The sequence below is a fragment of the Acidobacteriota bacterium genome, assembly GCA_039028635.1.
Classification (GTDB): Bacteria; Acidobacteriota; Thermoanaerobaculia; order Multivoradales; family JBCCEF01; genus JBCCEF01.
Window position 1 is genome coordinate 34,810 of record JBCCHV010000046.1, and the last position, 17,478, is coordinate 52,287.

Here is a 17,478-nt window from a genome sequence, read left to right on the forward strand (position 1 = left end):
TGTCAGCGCAGCCGCGACGCGTGCAGCTCGCCGCCGCGCGGTCGCCTCGCACACCGCCCCGAAAGCCACCTCGAGCTCCAACGACCGACTTCTCAAGCTCAGGAGATTTTCATGACCGTAGCCACCTCTTCGTCCGTCCAAGACCTCTTGGCCTCACTGGGCCTGTCGGCGGAGAACCCCGGCGCCTTCGATGGCCGCTGGATCGACACCCAGGGCGAGCGCATCGAATCGATCAATCCCGCCACCGGCGAGGTCATCGCCGCCGTCAACCTGGCCACCGAAGCCGACTACGAGCGCGTTTCCGCCACCACCGTCGAAGCCTTCGCAGCCTGGCGCACCTGGCCCGCTCCGCAGCGCGGCGAGGTCGTCCGTCAGCTCGGCCTGGAGCTGCGCAACCACAAGGACGCCCTCGGCCGCCTGGTCACCCTCGAGGTCGGCAAGATCCTCAGCGAGGGCCTCGGCGAGGTCCAGGAAATGATCGACATGGCAGACCTCGCCGTCGGCATGTCGCGCCAGCTCTACGGCAAGACGATGCACTCGGAGCGGCCGCAGCATCGCATGTACGAGCAGTGGCACCCGCTCGGTCCGGTGGGCATCATCTCGGCGTTCAATTTCCCGGTCGCGGTGTGGGCCTGGAACTCGACCGTCGCCGCCATCTGCGGCAACTCGATGATCTGGAAGCCTTCCGAGGCAGCTCCCCTGACCGCTCTCGCCGTCACCCGTATCGCCCAGCGCGTCCTCGAGGCCAACGATGCGCCGCCGATCTTCAACCTGCTGATTGCCGGCCGTGGCGGTCCGTCCGAGCGCCTGGTGGCGGATCGCCGCTTCCCGCTCATCTCCGCCACCGGCTCGACCCGCATGGGCCGTGCCGTCGGCTCGGTGGTGGCTCAGCGCCTCGGCCGCTCGCTGCTCGAGCTCGGTGGCAACAACGCCCTGGTGGTGATGGATGACGCCGACCTCGACCTCGCCCTGCGAGGCGTTCTGTTCGCCGCCGTCGGTACCGCCGGCCAGCGCTGCACCACCACCCGACGCCTGTTCCTGCACAAGAGCATCGCCGACGAGATGCGACGGCGTCTGGTCGAAGCCTACGACTCGATCCGCATCGGCGATCCACTCGATCCGGGCACCTTGATGGGACCGCTGATCAACCAGCAGGCGGTCGACGGCATGCAGCAGGCCCTCGAGGCGGTGCGTGCCCAGGGCGGCACGGTGCTGCGCGGCGGCGCCGTCATCGACGGTCCGGGCTTCTTTGTCGAACCCGCCATCGCCGACGCCAACACCGCGATGGCGATCACCTGCGAAGAGACCTTCGCGCCGATCCTCTACCTCTTCGAGTTCGACGACCTCGATGCGGTCATCGCCGAGCACAACGCCGTCCCTCAGGGACTTTCCTCGGCCATCTTCACCCGCAACATGCAGTCGGCCGAGCGCTTTCTCGCCGCCACCGGCAGCGACTGCGGCATCGCCAACGTCAACATCGGCACCTCCGGAGCCGAGATCGGCGGCGCCTTTGGTGGCGAGAAGGAAACCGGCGGCGGCCGCGAGGCCGGCTCCGACTCCTGGAAGGCCTACATGCGGCGCCAGACCTGCACCCTCAATTGGGGTACCGAGCTGCCGCTGGCCCAGGGCGTCGAGTTCGACGTCGGCTAGTCGGCGGCTGAAGAAGTCGCGCCGTCTGGTTCAGGGGGGCTCGAGGTCGCCCGAGGTGTCCCCCTGAGCCGGGTGCGCGGCCGCAGGACCATCAAGGGCGACAGATTCTCAGCGCTCCAGGCGCTACCCGCAGGGTGAGCGGGTCGTCATCCAGGGAGGCCAACGGCTCACCGTCGGCAAACGGCACCATCGGCCGATCGACGGCCAGGAGGGCGCGGCGCGTTCGCACCATCTCGACCGCCGGGTGGTCGACGTGGCGGCCGCGATAGACCTGCGGGAAGACGCGCAGCAGGGTCCGTCGGGGAATCGCCCGCACAATCACCAGATCGAGCCAGCCATCGTCGAGGCGCGCCTGGGGAGCGATCCGCATCCCGCCGCCGAAGCAGGGACCATTGGCGAGGGTGATGAACATCGCCCGATCGTCGAAGACACCTTCGTCGTGCTCGATACGAATGCGCGGCGGCACGAAGTCGACCAGGGTGCGCAGCACCGCGTAGAGGTAGATCGCCCGACCGGAGAGGAAGCGCTGCCCTTGATGGGCGCGACGGGCCGCCTCGCTGTCGAAGCCGACGCCGCTGTAGATCGCGAAGTAGCGATCACCAGCCTGGCCGAGGTCGATACTGCGCAAAGGGGCGCTCACCAGAGCCTCGAGGGCGTTCTCGACCCGTCGCGGCACGGCGAGGGCGGTGGCGAGATCATTGCCCGTTCCGAGGGGCAGGATGCCGAGAGCGCAGGAGGTATCGGCAAGGCCCTGGACGACGTGATGGACCGTGCCGTCGCCACCGCCGACAATCAGCCTTTCGACCCCCTCCTCGGCGGCCCGGCGGGCACGATCGGTGAGGTCGGCGGCACTCGCGCTGACCTCACAAGGAGCACCGATCGAGGCAGCCAGAGCCGCCAGGCGGTCGAGGCCACGGCCACCGAGCCGGCGGCCAGCGGCGGGATTGACCAGCAGGCGGATCATGACCGTGCGCCTCCCACCGACGTTCGACCGGTGCTCGACAACCGCGCGCCACCTCCCCACATCGCCCCCACGCACCAAGCCATGGCAGTCCCCATCAAAAAAAGAAAAGCTCGTGGACAATCATCCTACCGAAGGGACGGTGACTGCGAGCCGATGCCATGCCCCGACGGGTAGGCGTCACTCGACGCTCGCGCTCGCGGCAACGGTCGCGTCCCGGAACCCCGGCCAAGGCATCCCTCGATCGCCGCCTGGCGCAAAGCTCCGGGCGTCGCGAAACCATCCAGCGGAACTGTCTCTCACAGCCTCGCCCTTGCGCAGTGATCCGACCAGGGCGACCTTCTCAGGACCTCCCAGCGACGGCCGGGCCGTGGAGAGCCGGCGGAACTCGGGCTGGGTTGTCGACGCAATCGACCGGTGCCGACGTCAGCGGTTCACATCCTCGCCTGCGGCAGACCGCAGATCGCTCCGGGAGAGCGAAAGAGACCCCGCCGACCGCTGTGTCAGCCGGCCTTCTCGGCCTTCAGTCGACGCAAGAGGGCAAAGCGCGACAAGCCGAGCAACTTGGCCGCCTGCGAGCGATTGCCACCGCAGCGTTCGAGGGCTTCCGCAATGGCCCGGCCTTCGAGCTCCGCGATCTGCAAGGTTGGCAGATCTCCGCCTTTGTCGTGAGCCCTGCGAGGGGCCTCGCCAAGGGTGGCGAGGGAAATCGCCTGGCCCGAGGGACAGACCTGCACCAAGCGACGGATCTCGTTTTCGAGCTGACGAATGTTGCCCGGCCAGCGGCGGCGCACCAGCTCGCGCTGCGCCGCCACCGTGATACCGCGGACCACTTTCCCGGACTCGGCGGCGAACCGCCGCAGGAATTCGACGATCAGCAGCGGCAGATCCGCCGGGCGCTGACGCAAAGACGGAACCCACAGCAGCGAACCGGCAATCCGATAGTAGAGATCGCGCCGGAACTCGCCCGCCTCGATTCGGGATTCCAGCGCGCAGTTGGTGGCCGCCAAGAGACGGAGATCGACGGCCACCGCCGCGCCGCCCAGAGGCGCCACCTGGCGCTCCTCGAGAACTCGAAGTAGCTTGCTCTGCAGAGCCAGCGGCATGTCACCGATCTCGTCGAGGAACAGCGTTCCGCCATCGGCGCGCTGAAAATGACCGGAGCGCGACGTGACACCGGTCGCGACCCCGTGGGCAATGCCGAAGAGCTCGGCTTCGAGGAGATCCGCCGGTATGGCGGCGCAGTTCACCGCCACGAAGGGACCGGCGGCCCGCTCCGAGGAGCGGTGGAGGGTCTTCGCGACCATCTCCTTGCCGACACCCGTGTCGCCACAGATCAGGACCGATATCTTCGAGCGGGCAAGATCGGCGATTTGACGGTGCAGGCTGCGGATCGCCGGGTCGCTGCCCCGAACGTAGCTCGCTGGGAAGCGCAACGTTCGATCCGCCGCTTTGCTCTTCGGGGGCACCTCCGGTCGCCGCGCCAGCAGGAGCAGCTCGTGCAACGCGGCGAGCAAAGGCTCGCGGGCTTCCCGGCTGTCGAAGGCACCGCCGAGCAGCAGCGCCGTGTGGCTCTCGCCGCCGGCGCGCAGCGAGAGGGCCCCGAGCTCGCCATGGGCAAAGACCTCGCCCGCCCGCCGCTCGTGCCACAGGCGCCGCAACCACTCGAGGACGCGATCGTCGGGCCGACCATGAGAGAAAAACACCACCGGCTCGCCATCGTCCCGAATCTCGACGCCACAGAAGAAAGACACTCCGAGCTCCGCCAGCACGGCAGCCAGCTCGTCTCGGGTCTCCTCGCCGCGACCCGAGAGCTCGGCGCTGAGGAGGCGAACCGCCCAAGCCCAGGCCTCCCGTCGTGATCGCCCCCGGTGCCAGACTTCCGCCGTCGAGGGCAGGGAGTCGGCCGCCGAGGCGCGCGGTCCGGTCGTGACGACCGCCAGCTCGGCGTCGTCTCGATCGACCTCCTCCACCACCAACTCGACAGGCCCGATCCACAATCGATCACCGAGCTCCAGAGTCGAATAGCGCACTCGACGTTCGTTGACGAAGGTGCCGTTCTTGCTGTCTTGGTCGATGACCTCGAGAGAATCCTCGCCGCGTAGCAGAACCGCGTGGTGCTGAGAGACCCCCGGAATAGCGACAACACAGTGATTTCCAAGGTCGCTCCCGACGAGGTTGGGCCCCGGCTGCAACGGAAAGATCATTCGCCGCGAGCCGGTGCCGCCCACCAGGCAGAGACGACGAAGATTCTCCGACGGTGTTCGGGCCAAGGGCGAGAGAGTCATCTTCCGGCCTACTCCTCGAGTCGAGCAAGGATAAAGGGGGTCTATCTTCCTATACGTCTTTCCTCGAGCCCCAGTTTCCAACTATTCGTGGTCCGCCCCAGGGGGACGCCCGTTCTGGGCCAGCCACTCGCCGACTCGTGGCGAGACACCGTGCCCCTCGAGATCGGGATGGGCTACGCGATCCCGACGAGCCTGCTGCAACAGAGCGGTCGAGCGATCCGGATCGTCGCCGGCAAGGGCCTCCGCCAGGGCCTCCCGGGCCTCGGCGGCCAGGTGGAGATCAATCCCCGGCCGCACCGTTTCGACCGCTTCCTCGAGGAGCCCGAGGGCTGCATCCCTTTCTCCCGCTCTAAGCCGAGCTTGGCCCAGGGCGAGCAAGCCCCGCCAGCGATCCCGCTGCTCCACGACCGATGAGGTCGCCTGACCGGGAATCGCGGCGAGCCATTCCAGCGCCGCCGCCAGATCGCCGTCGGCGAGATGAAGACGTCCCGACTGCAAGCGAAAGGAGAGGGCAAAGGAGTGGTGGTCCGACAGGCCCTCACGGTATGCCTGGGCCGCCAGCCGCTGGGCCGCCCAGGCACGTTGCCATTGACCGAGCTCGAGCGCCGTCTCGCTCACCGTCAGCCGGGTGAGAGCACCGAGGTAGACGTTCTCCACCAGCTTTTCATCGACCAAGGTCTCGGCCCGCCGCAAGTAGGGCTCGGCCCGCTCCGGTCGACCCGCGGCGTTGTAGATCTGGGCCATCAGCAGGAGCGGATAGCCCATGTCGCGGTGGTCTCGGCGAAAATACCCCAGCTGATTCTCGAGGCAGCGCAGCGCCAGTCGCAAGGACTCGCCGTAGCGTCCGTGGGAAGCATGGTTCCCGGCGAGATTGATCAGCGCCGGACCGAGCTGCGGACTGCCGGCCCCGTAGGCGGCCTCCTGGATCTCGACCGCGCGCGTCAAATACTCGAGCGCCGCCTCCTGGGCCGCCTCGCCGGGTCCCTCGGTGATTCCGAGGTTGGTGTAGAGGTTGGCCCTCCGAGGATCGTCTCCAATGCCCGCTTCCCGCGCCACGCGATGAGCCCGCAGGTAATGCTGCCGCGCCTCCGCCAGCTGGCCGCGCCGGAACTCCAAATTCCCACGGCCGACGTGGTACACAGTCCAGCGGTCGGCGTGACCGTCGCCGAGAGTGCGCAGCGCCGCCTCCGCCAAGAGCCCGAAACGCACTCCCTTGTCGTAGCGCGATTGAAAGAAGCCCAACTGATTCATCAGCTCCAGGTAACTGTCCGCTTCGAGGGCTCGGGCGTCGGCCGAGATTGCCGCCCGCAGGGCGCCGTCGAGGAGCTCCGTGGCCCGGCCCGGATCGGGCTCTCGGAGCGCCTGCTCGAAGAGGGCCTCCGATTCGATCAAGGTGTAGCCATGACGGCGAGCCACGGCCAGCGCCCGATCGAGAACCATCTCCGGCGGCTCCCGCCCAGCCAGCCGTCCAGCACGGGCCCTCGCCACCGCCGTTCGGGCCGTCTCGAGCTCGCGCCGCGCCTCGACGTTGGCGGGCAAGTCAGGTAGCCGATGGAGCAAGACGAGGTCGGAGCAAGATTCCACCGGCGTCAGGCGCAGGAGGGCACGGGTGGAGTTCGAGACCACCGCCGCATCAGCCTGCACAAACGCCTCCAGCAGGCCACGGAACTCCGCCAGTCGAGTCGTCAGACACTGCATGCGGAGGTCGAGAAGGCGCTCCGATTGTTCCCCCAGCACATGGGTGGCTCGGCAGGACTCTTCATAGGTCTCACGCCATTGCCTCGCATACCGGTCACCGGCGGCTTCGACCAGGGCGAAGGTCTGTCCCGCGAAGGGCAATTGCGACGCCGCGAAGGCGCGCTCGATCTCTCCCTTGGGGCCCTCGCCCCAGACCTCCACCAAGCGCTCGGCGCCTCCGGAACAAAGCGAAGGCGCCCCGACCAGTGCCCCTCGGAAGGCCAAGCCGCCAACCAGGAGAACGACGAACAGACCCGCGGCGAGGGCCACTCGGCGCCGGCCGCGGCGACGCCCTCTAGCGATCTCGGCGAGCAAGTCGTCGAGGGCAACGAAGCGGTCGCTGGGCGCCGAGGCGGTCGCGATCTCGATCACCCGACGTAGCCACCGCGGCACACGTCCCGACGCCTGCTCGAGGGCACGACCGAGGGCGACGGCGAAGCTGTACTGGTCCGATCGGGCATCGGCCGGTCGGCCCGCCCGGCGCTCCGGAGCCATGTAGGCCGGAGTGCCCAGGGGAGCCTCCCCGGAGGAGCCGACGAACCGCCCGGCGGCGAGACCGAAGTCCACCACCCGCGCACCGCCGGGGCCCAGCATCACGTTGGAGGGTTTGAAGTCCTGATGGACGACGCCCACCGCGTGGGCCGCCGCCAGTCCCTGGGCGGCCTGGAGGAACGGGGGCAAGATCTCTCGCCAGTCCCGCTGGCGCTCCCCCAGCCAGCTCGCCAAGGTCGTCCCGGCGATGAACTCCATGGCGACGAAGAGGCGCCCACCGTAGGAACCGACATCGTAGATGGTGATCACGTGGGGATGCTGCAGACGCGCCATCGCGCGCGCCTCGCGGCGCAGCCGCTCCTGCTCCTCTCCCTCGTCCCCACTCTCGAGAAGGAACTTCAGAGCGATTTTGCGCTCGAGCTCCGGATCGTAGGCCGCATAGACCTCGCCCATGCCGCCCCGGCCGGCCAGATGGAGGAGCAAGAAGCGGCCGACGCGGGCCCCCGTCGGCAAGGCGGCATCGGTCTCGGTCGGCGGATAGGCCGCGGAATGTCGTCCCGGAACGGTCGGTGTATCCATGGCGCTCGAGCCCTTCCGGCACAGCCCGCCCCGGGTCGCCGGGAGGTCTCCAACCAAGGGTATCGCAGCTCCTGAAGTTTCATGGCCGACCGTGCGCCGACGAACAGGGCGTGCGATTTCGCACTGCGGCGACCTTCTCCAGGAGCCCTCCGAGATTCCCGACGAGGGCTCCTAAAGATCTTGCAAGTCACTCATTAAAAAAATCTTAATCAGTTCTACTCGAGATTCCCCCGAGCTCCGACAGACGTCCGTCGAGGGTGAGAAATGGGCTGGCATCGCCGTTGCTCTGGGGCTTCCCCATGACGTGATCTCGGCGGCGTGTCGGAGGGTGCCAGAGACGTCACACCAGGCCACCACGCACTGGCCCACCGATCCGCCGCCGCCTTTTTTCGCCGCCAGACCTCCAAAGAACGAGACTTCAGCCACGGAGATTCAGCCATGAGACGCCCTTCAAGATCATCCGTCCGAGCCGTGCACCTCAACCTGCTCATGATTTTTCTTTGCTTCACCATCCAGGCCGGCGAGGGCCCGCGCACCGAGCTCTGGCTCACCGGAGAGCTCGGCGCGGTGAGGGTCGGCGAGGACTCGGCCTTGAGCACCGTTTCTCGGCAACCGACCCGGGCCGTGGCCTTCGATGAAGCCCGCGCGCGGGTCTGGCTCCTCGGCACCGACCGTCTCACCGTTCGCGAGCTCGCGGGATCGGACCTCTGGCATCTCGACCTCGACCTCGACGCCCGGGCCCCGGCCGCCATGGCGGTGGTGCCGGGGGACGGCGCGCTGTGGATCGCGGCCGGCTCGCGCCTGATCAACGTCGGCGCAGCCGGGCAACACCTCGACAGCCTCGAGCTGCCCGCGCCGGCGGTCGCCATGGCCATGGAACCCGAGGGATCGACCCTCTGGGTCGCCGCCGGCGGGCGCCTCGGCGCCTATGACGCGATCTCGGGCCTGTCCCTCGGCGAATCCCTGGGCCAGCCGATCAACGACCTCGCATTTTCCGACGGCACGCTCTGGGTGGCGCGCGCAGACGGCGTCTTCCGCCTTCGCGGTGGTCAGGAGAGCCCCTTCGCCAAGGTCGCCGGGGCCCTGGCGCTGGCACCGGACGGTCGAGGCGGGTTGTGGGTGGCCGTGGGGCCGGAGCTGATCCATCTCGACTCCCGAGGTGACCGCCAGAGCAAATCGCGACCGTTCGGCGAGCCGGACGACCTCGAGCACCTGGTGTTCGACCCCGTCTCGCACAGTGTCTGGGTCGCTTCCGGGAACCGGCTGAGGAGGCTGTCCCTCGAGGGTAAGGCTCTCGACGATCTCGCGCTGCCGACCGAGCAGCGCCTCGCAAAGCTCCGGCTACGACCCGTCCCGGTCGCCGATGGCAGCACCGCGGACCAGGACTCCAACGACGGCGCAGCCTCCGGCGATGGCGCCGCGATCCGGCAGCGGATCCCCGCCAACGACCCACCGGACGGCAACGGCGGCGCCGACCTGATCGACGAGAAAATTCCATCTCTGCGCGGCTTCGTCCCCAACAATCCCTTCATCACCGACGGTGAAATCGATGCCATCAACACCGCCAACGGCAACCTCACCTTGAGCATCCCGTTGGGCCAGACCTTCACCGTCGGCCCGCACCTGAGCTACCAGTTTCGGGCAATCTACAACTCGGACACCTTCGACCACGCATCCATCGCCTGCCTGAGCCCGGCGAACTGCGTCTCCACGTTTTCGACCACCCAGATCGCGCTACCCCAGCGCAGCAGCAACGCCGGCTTGGGTTGGGAGATCCATTTTGGCAAGCTGTTCCCGCCGGACGCGCCGAGCGGAATGGCCGCCCTCGATCAGCTCACCTGGCCGAACCGCGATCTCACCACCCTCGATTCCGATGCCTGGGTGTACATCAGTCCTCACGGCAGCTCCCACGTGCTCACCCATCTCCCGGGGCGGGACAACGACAACAACGGTCTGCCGCTCTTCTACTCCAAAGACAGCAGCCGTCTGCGCATGAAGCAGCGCAATTCCTCGACGGTGGACGTCGAGCATCCGAACGGCACCGTGTCCCGGTTCAAGCGCCACAACGGTCCCGAGGGCACCTTCGGCTGCGGCGGCGGGGCCACCGGTTGCTGGCGGCTGCACAAGATCCTCGACGGCTACGACAACCAGATCAGCTTCACCTATCCCGCCATCTCCGGCAACGTCGAGGAGTGGAAAATCAGCGACAGCACCCAACGCGAGCACAAGATTTTCTTCTGGCGCGACTCGGCCAACCGCGCCGGAGGCGACGCCCAGACCGGCGACAAGCTGCAGCTCCCCAACGGCGACGAGCTCGGTGATCTCAAGCGGATTCTCAACAAGATACGCGTCGCCGCCATCGGCGAGTCCTACGCGGAGTTCGTCTTCTCGTACAGCAATCCGGAGGTCGACCGCGGTCGACCGCACGATCCGACCGGCAACCTGGGACAGGCCTCGAGCACGATGACGGTCCCGCTGCTGACCGAGATCTCCATTCCCCTGTCGCAACCGTACAAGTTCCAGTACTTCACGGATTTTTCGCGCAGCGGCAAGGTCCAACAGGTGATTCTGCCGGCCCGCGGGCGCTTTGAATACGACTACGAGCCCTGGCACTTCCCCACCCAGTGCAACTACGACCCCAGCCCACCCAACCCACCGACAGGTTGGTTCTTCAGCCGATATGGAATCGGCGAGAAAAGTCACCACGGTCCGGACGGGACGCAGATCGCCAAGTGGACCTACTTCAACGACATCGAGCCCAACACCAACGTCGGCAACGGCGAGCTCTTCGGACCGGGCTGCAAGCGACCGGACTATCGCAAGACCCAGGTCGACGGCCCCACCGTTGCTGGCGTCTTCATCCGCGAAGAGTTTTTCAATGCCATCACCCAGGGGCGCCAGTCACCTTCGGCCAACGACCCCATCAGCTCTTGGCAGATCACCGACGCGGGCTTGCCGTTCACCAAGACCATCTCCCAAGGCACGGAGGACTCTGACCGCATCTTCCTCTCCCAACGCATCAGCCAGTGCGGGCTTCTTTCCTGTGACGTGATGCGAGAAAAATACGTTCGCTACGCCATGGAATGGCGCACCGGCTGCAGCGCCACCCTGCTGTTCCGGGACGAAGCCAGCTGCTGGCAGGTGGACCCGGTGCCGGTGCGCGAGCGGACCATCTTCCTGCAGGACGCAGGCAAATGGAAGGAGACACGAAGGGAGCACCACGATGGCGCCGGCAACCAGGAGACCGTTCGCTTCATCGACGACTTCCTCGGCAGCGAGCGAGTCGTAACCCACACGACGGACTTCAATGTCGGGGCAGCGACGGCTCGTCCCGAGAGCTCGACCACCGGCTACATCACGATGGGATCACCGCAGACCTACCTGCCGAAACAGAACGAGCGATGGCTGTTGACCACTTTCGATGCCAAGACCCAGAGCGAGAACGGCGTCACCTACCGCACCGACTACGCCTTCGACGACAAGGGCACGGTCAAGTGCATTCGCCAGCGGCGCCGCGCAACCAGCGAAAATGCCCGCGACGTGGTCACCAAGTACACCCTCGGCGGCACCGCCGGATCCAACGCCGGCATGATCGAGCTCGAGGTCATCGCCGGCGGCGAGAACGGCACCCTGGCCCCCGGCGTCTGCAACGTCCAGGGCAGCGAAGGCGACACTAAGTTCACCTTCGACCACGGCAACACCTCGATGACCCGCTCGAGCACTCGCATCGGCTCCTTCCCCTACCGCTTCCGCGCCGTCATCGATCGCAACACGGGTCTCCCGACGGCGACCTTCAATCCCTCCGGCCAAAGAACGGACATCGCCTACGACGTCCTCGGTCGGCCCACCCAGTCGACCCCGACCACCTCGCTCAGCGAAGCGACCACGACGCTGATCTACAGCAATGAGGCCGATCAGCCGGCGACCATCGAAGTCGAGCGCAAGTTCGGCACCACCGTGTTCGCCAACGAGCTCCTGGTCTACGACCCCTTCGGCCGGTTGCAGCGGGAGCTGCGAAATCGCCCAACGGGGCAAGCGGCCACCACGCGGTCGGAACGCCTCACCACCTACGACCCGCTGGGACGCGTCACAGCGATCACCACGATGCAACCGGAAGGGGCATCGGTCGCCAACGGCGCCACCAAGTTCTCGCAGTTCGACGCCGTCGGCCGGGCCAAACTGATCACCCGACCGGACGGCACCACCGAAAAGCGCTTCTACAAGGGCGAGCGCGAGATGAGCTCCGAGGTCGAGATCCAGACTTCGGCGGCCGCAACCTCGACGGTCTTGACAACCACCGAGTTTGACGGCCTTGGCCGAAGGGTTCTGGTGCGAAATCCCTTGTATGCCTTGGCGACGCGCTACGACCCCAAAGGGCAAATCATCGGTCTGGAACGACTGAGTAATGACACCTTCGCCCTCGTACAGCAGCGTCTTTTCGAACTGGACAATCGCGAGATCCTGATCTCCGAAAGCCACCCCGAAATCGGCTCGACCGCCGGACTGGGCAAGATCACCTTCAAGCCCGGCCCTCTGGGAAATCCGCGGGAAGTCGCCAACGGATTCGTCACCCTGCTCCACGAATACGACGGCGATGCGCGGCTGGTCGAGGTGCGCGAGCCGAGCGGTCGCGTCTGGGAAGAGTTCGAGTGGGGCACCGCAAACTCGCAGGGCAACTTCAGTCTCGGCAAGATCGTCCAAGCCAAACGCCACAACTATCCGCCGCCGGGCATCGACTGGATGTTCGTCGAGGATTACCAGTACAAGGGGCGTCTCGGCAAGATGAGCAATCGCCGAATCCAGCTGCAGTTTCCCAACACGCCGATTCCTGAGGAGGAGTTCGGCCACACATTCGATCAGAGCTGGGAATACGACCACGTCGGCAACGTCGTCTCGACCATTTACCCGACCTGCGTCGACACACCCCAGAACGACTGGCAGTACTGCAACGACCCGTTCGACGACCAGCCGCCCCATCACGAGGTCGAACGCACCCTCAACCAGGGCCTGCCAGTCGAGATTTCCTCCGAGCTCGACAACGATTTGTGGGCGCAGTACAAGTACCACCCGAACTTCCAGATCCACCGCATCGACTACTCGAACCTGGCCCATACGGATCGCACCCAGGGGGCCCACGGCATGCAGCGGCCAGCCCGTTTCAAGCACTACGGCGGTCCCGCCGGCAACACCCTCTACTTCGACTCCGGCGACTACCAGTACGACGGCGCCGGAAACATCTGGAGCATCGGGGTCGACAAGTACGAGTACGATGAGGTCAGCCGGCTGGTACGCGGCACCGCCGCCGTGGCCGGACGGTTCGAGACCTACACCTACGATCTCAAGGACAACCTGACCAGCGTCGCCCGCGATGGCGGCGGAGCCGCCGGCTTCAACATCAATGGCAAGAACCGCCTGATCGGCAACGTCAACCGACCGCCGGACACGGTCTACGACGCTGCTGGCAACGTGGTGCGGGTGGGACCGGCGGCCAATCCCATCTTCGAGCTCAGCCACGACGCCTACAACATGGTGTCGACCATCATCACCCAGTTCCCGCAGCCGGCGGAGGAATACCACGCCTACGGTCCGGGCAACTTCCGCTGGGTGAGCTTCAATGCCACCACCGGTGAACGCTTCTGGACCCTGCGCGACCGCGACGGGAAGGTCCTACGCGAGCACCGGGTCACCGGCTGGGGGCGCTACGTCTCCCCCTCCCAACCCGGGGAACACTGGGAGTTCCTCAAGGACCTGGTTCATGGGCCTCAGGGGTTGATCGCCACCCGTGACGGCCAAGGCGAAAAGCACTACTTCCATCAGGACCATCTGGGATCGAACCGCCTGGTCACGGACCAGAGTGGCAACGACGTAGGGCGCTGGAACTTCTACCCCTACGGCGCCCTCGCCTCGGGTGGCGGCCACCAGGAACGCGCCGCACAGTTCGCCGGCCACGAGCTCGACCGCCACGAGGCCACCTACTACATGCTGGCCCGCAGCTACATCCCCCTGTGGATGCGGTTCGCCAACGTCGACCCGGCGAGGACGGGCTGGAATCTCTACGAGTACGCCAACAGCAATCCGGTGAACTTCATCGATCCCGATGGAAGGGCCGCGCAGACCCCTGAAGATGAAGCCGAGGTCTCCCTGGCCCTGAGCGTGATGGGAGTCGGTCTCGGAATCATAGCCCTCGAAGTTGCCGCTCCAGTCATTGCAGCCGCCGGTATTGTCGTAGGCGTTGGCAGCGTGGTCTCCGGTGCGAACTCGAGCTCTCGGGCCGATGATTCCGCCTCCGTCCAGAACGATGTTCAAGGAGCTCCTACAGACGTAAGAAACATAATCAACCAAAAGATCTCCGAGCTCCAAGGAGAAATCGAGCTGGCAAACGGAGAGCTTGCAGTCCTCAGTGCGGAACGAGGAGACAACGGAAAAAGTGAAAGCGCGAACAGGAGCATCTTGCAGAGAGACGTGTTCAGAAACGGCGGAAGATTCATCGGGGGAGAAAGCAATGCCCAGAACACTGCAGCCGCCACCGAGAGAAGAAACGAGGCTCAGCAGCAGATCGACCGGCTAAGAGCTTTCGAAGCTCAATTCCTGCGGAACAGACCTCCCCAGCAGTAGGTCTTCACAGGAACGGGCGGGCCCGCACGGGCCCGCCCGGTAGCAAAGAGAGCTGCTGCTACGAACCCTCACTCTGGCCCGACCATCTCACCGACCTTCAGCTGCGAGACAGCGGGTAGGGCTCTCGCAGGGGTAAGGACCCACTCCCCTAACCGATGATCGGCAGGGCAGCGGCGCTGGGCCGGTTCTCGGGGGTGAGAGCTCCTTGGTAGCGCTCGGCGGCCTCGACCGTGTCCTCGGGCGACACGAAGCGCTCGTAGAGATTGGTGCGCTGGCGCGGCTCGTAGCCGGCCGCACGGATCAGGTGCTCCATCTCCGCCTGACTCATCTTGTAGGCGGTGCCGGCGGCCGAGACGACGTTCTCCTCGATCATGATCGAGCCCATGTCGTCGGCGCCGAAGCGCAGCCCGGCCTGACCGATCTTCTTGCCTTGGGTCACCCAGGAAGTCTGCAGATGGGCGATGTTGTCCATGAACAGCCGCGACACGGCAAGGGTGCGCAGATACTCATCGGCAAAGGTCTCGGGAATATCCGGCAGGTCGGTGTTATCGCTCTGGAAGGTCCACGAGATGAAGGCCGTGAAGCCGTCCGTCTCGTCCTGCAGATCGCGAATCCGCTGGAAGTGCTCGACCCTCGCCTCGAGGGGCTCGCCCATGCCGTACATCATGGTGGCCGAGGTGCGTAGGCCGTTGCGGTGAGCCTGCCGCATGATGTCGATCCACTCGTCGGCGGAGGTCTTGGGGTGGGCCAGAATCCGCTTGCGGGTGTCGTTCGACAGAATCTCGGCGCCGCCACCCGGGATCGACTGGAGGCCCGCCGCCTTGAGGGCGGCGATGACGTCGTAGAAGCTCATCCGCTCCTTCTTGGCGATGAACTTCACCTCCGGCGGCGAAAAAGCGTGGATATGGGCTTCCGGGTAGTGCTCGCGGATGTAGGTCAGCAGGTCGACGTAGTAGGACAGCCCGAGCTTCGGGTGCACCCCGCCCTGCATCAGGATGCCGGTACCGTGGAGGGCCAGGGTCTCTTCGATCTTGCGGCCGATCTCCTCGAAGGGCAAGAGGTAGCCCTCGGGATCGCCCGGCTTGCGGTAGAAGGCGCAAAAGCGGCACTTGTAGACGCAAACGTTGGTGTAGTTGATGTTGCGATCGATGTTGTAGGTCGCAACACCGGCATTGTTGAAGCGGTTGCGGACCTCGTCGGCAACCACTCCGACCTCGAGGAGATCGCCCTCGAGCAGCAGGGTGTGGGCGTCACCGGCACTGATTCGGCGGCCGGCGAGGACATCGTCGTAGATCTCGGAGACGGGGCGTCCAGATGGCTTCCAGTCCATAGCTCTACCAATCTATTGAATCGTGCCCTGCCGGGCAACCTCAGGTTCGGAAGGTCAAGGCCGGCTCGGCCTCCAGCAGGCCGTTGCGGTGGGCCCGGCGATAGAACTCCTCGAGGCCCTTGCGCTGCTCCTCACGGAGAAAAAAGGACAGGTTTTCGGTCAGGTAGGAGCGGACTTCGGCGGTTTCCAGGGCGAGCTCCGCCGCCGCCTCCCGTACCAGCGTATCGAGAGAGCCGAGGCCGTGCCGCAGGCTGGTCTTGAAGTAGAAGGCGAGATCGGGAAAATCGACCGTCGCCCGCACCGCCCAAACGGCGAAGACGAAGGGCAGGCCGGTCAACGCCATCCACTCGGCGGCGAGGTCGAGCACCAGGTAGCGGTCGCGGTCGATCTTGAGTGCCGGATCGCCGATCACCAGGGCGGCGTCCGCTTGGCGCATCATGGTCTCGATCTCCGGCGCCTGGGAGACGAACTCCGGATCGCGCTCGAACCGTTCGCGCAGCAGGATGCGAAGCAGCGCGGCGGAGGTTCGGCTGTTGTGGTCGAGGGCGACGGTGCGCACCGCTTCGATCGGGCGACGCGAGACCAGCAGAACGCTCCGCACTTCCTGCTCGGCGGCCACGCAGAGGTCCGGAATGATCTCCAGACCGGCAATGCGCGGCACCTCGATCGACGGGATCAAGCCAACGTCGAGACTGCCTTGCGCCAGCAGTCGCGCGACCAGCGCCGGCGGATGGAAGGTCGGCGTGAACAGGTTCGCGTGATGCCCCTTGAGAAAGCCCCACGCGAGCGGTTTGCTGTTCAGATAATTGACGATGCCGACGCGGAGCTTGGGCAAAGACCTTCCTTATCTCGACATTGCGTTGAGGAAGTCCTGGTTGGCCTTGGTTTTGGACAGCTTGTCGAGGAGCAGCTCCATGCTCTCCACCGTCGAGAGCGGGTTGAGGACCTTGCGCAGCACCCAGACCCGGCGCAGCTCGTCCTCTTCCATCAACAGCTCTTCCTTGCGGGTACCGGACTTGTTGATGTCGATCGCCGGGAAGACGCGCTTGTCCACCAGCTTGCGATCGAGGTGGATCTCGCAGTTACCGGTGCCCTTGAACTCCTCGAAGATGACGTCGTCCATGCGGCTGCCGGTGTCCACCAGGGCGGTCGCGATGATGGTCAGGGAGCCCCCCTCCTCGATGTTGCGGGCGGCGCCGAAGAATCGCTTCGGACGATGCAGGGCGTTGGCGTCGATACCACCCGAGAGCACCTTGCCGGAGGGCGGCTGGACGGTGTTGTAGGCCCGCGCCAGACGAGTGATCGAGTCGAGGAGAATGACGACGTCCTTGCGGTGCTCGATGAGGCGCTTGGCCTTCTCGATGACCATCTCCGCCACCTGGACGTGACGGGTCGCCGGCTCGTCGAAGGTCGAGGAGACCACCTCTCCCTGCACCGAACGCTGCATGTCGGTCACTTCCTCGGGGCGCTCGTCGATCAGCAGCACGATCAGGATGGTCTCGGGATGGTTCTTCTCGAGGGAATGGGCAATCGACTGCAGCAGCATCGTCTTGCCGGTACGCGGCGGAGCCACGATCAGGGCGCGCTGGCCCTTCCCCATAGGTGTTGCGAGGTCCATTACCCGGGACGCCATGTCGCCGGGAACCTCGAGCTTGAGACGCTCCTCCGGATAGAGCGGCGTCAGGTTGTCGAAGAAGATCTTGTTGCGCGCCTGCTCGGGATGCTCGAAGTTGACCGCCTCGACCTTGATCAGGGCGAAGTAGCGCTCCCCTTCCTTGGGCTGACGCACCTGGCCCGACACGGTGTCCCCGGTGCGCAGGTCGAAG

At 65.9% G+C, this 17,478-nt stretch carries 8 protein-coding genes; 2 read left to right on the top strand and 6 right to left on the bottom strand.

Annotation, left to right across the window (positions count from 1 at the left end; all coding sequences use genetic code 11):
• The first annotated feature begins 111 nt into the window (after positions 1 to 111).
• The gene (locus AAF604_17585) at positions 112 to 1,650 is read left to right on the top strand and encodes an aldehyde dehydrogenase family protein (GenBank protein MEM7051483.1); all 1,539 of its coding nucleotides are present in this window, start codon (positions 112 to 114) and stop codon (positions 1,648 to 1,650) included.
• A gap of 91 nt (positions 1,651 to 1,741) precedes the next feature.
• Here AAF604_17585 and AAF604_17590 read toward each other — a convergent pair whose 3' ends face one another.
• From AAF604_17590 to AAF604_17600, 3 genes are all read right to left on the bottom strand, one after another.
• On the bottom strand, positions 1,742 to 2,614 hold the full coding sequence (locus AAF604_17590; GenBank protein ID MEM7051484.1) for a diacylglycerol kinase family protein: 873 nt from the start codon (positions 2,612 to 2,614) through the stop codon (positions 1,742 to 1,744).
• Between the two features lie 500 nt (positions 2,615 to 3,114).
• Positions 3,115 to 4,899, bottom strand: a complete 1,785-nt coding sequence (locus AAF604_17595; GenBank protein MEM7051485.1) for a sigma 54-interacting transcriptional regulator — start codon at positions 4,897 to 4,899, stop codon at positions 3,115 to 3,117.
• Positions 4,900 to 4,980: 81 nt separating this feature from the next.
• Positions 4,981 to 7,707 (bottom strand): serine/threonine-protein kinase, encoded by a 2,727-nt coding sequence (locus AAF604_17600; GenBank protein ID MEM7051486.1) that lies wholly within the window; start codon positions 7,705 to 7,707, stop codon positions 4,981 to 4,983.
• A gap of 438 nt (positions 7,708 to 8,145) precedes the next feature.
• Between AAF604_17600 and AAF604_17605 the strand changes: the two genes are divergently transcribed.
• Positions 8,146 to 14,322: an RHS repeat-associated core domain-containing protein gene (locus AAF604_17605; protein ID MEM7051487.1), complete on the top strand. Its 6,177-nt coding sequence runs from the start codon at positions 8,146 to 8,148 to the stop codon at positions 14,320 to 14,322.
• 148 nt (positions 14,323 to 14,470) lie between these two features.
• Here the strand turns inward: AAF604_17605 and mqnC are convergent, their stop codons facing one another.
• From mqnC to rho, 3 genes are all read right to left on the bottom strand, one after another.
• On the bottom strand, positions 14,471 to 15,652 hold the full coding sequence (mqnC, locus tag AAF604_17610) for a cyclic dehypoxanthinyl futalosine synthase (GenBank protein MEM7051488.1): 1,182 nt from the start codon (positions 15,650 to 15,652) through the stop codon (positions 14,471 to 14,473).
• 40 nt (positions 15,653 to 15,692) lie between these two features.
• On the bottom strand, positions 15,693 to 16,487 hold the full coding sequence (locus AAF604_17615) for a menaquinone biosynthesis protein (protein ID MEM7051489.1): 795 nt from the start codon (positions 16,485 to 16,487) through the stop codon (positions 15,693 to 15,695).
• Between the two features lie 9 nt (positions 16,488 to 16,496).
• Positions 16,497 to 17,478, bottom strand: a 982-nt coding sequence (gene rho / locus AAF604_17620; protein MEM7051490.1) for a transcription termination factor Rho, incomplete at its 5' end; no start/stop codon positions are given.